The organism is Rhodococcus sp. MurmanLake-1 (genome assembly GCF_056945715.1).
In genome coordinates, this window is record NZ_JBWZNF010000070.1 from 1 (window position 1) to 407 (window position 407).

Below are 407 nucleotides of genomic sequence, written 5' to 3' on the forward strand. Positions count from 1 at the left end.
CTCGTGGAGAAGGGCTACAAGGTCGGCGTCATCGAAGCCGGCCGACGGTATGCCGACGAAGATTTCGCGAAGACCAGTTGGGATCTCAAGAAGTTCCTCTGGGCTCCGAAGCTGGGGTGCTTCGGCATTCAGCGCGTGCACCTGTTGCGCGACTGCCTCATTCTCGCGGGCGCAGGCGTCGGCGGCGGGTCGTTGAACTACGCCAACACGCTGTACCAGCCGCCGGAGCCGTTCTTCCAGGACAAGCAGTGGGCGCACATCACCGACTGGCGAAGCGAGCTCACCCCGTACTACGAGCAGGCTCAGAAGATGCTCGGCGTCGTGCAGAATCCGCACATGACGCCCGCTGACGAGATCATGAAGTCGGTCGCCGACGACATGGGCGTCGGCGACACGTTCATCCAGAC

General features: G+C 62.9%; 1 pseudogene. It reads left to right on the forward strand.

The window, feature by feature from the left end:
- Window positions 1-407: pseudogene (locus tag AC2ETI_RS32685) on the forward strand (cholesterol oxidase); the annotation flags it as partial.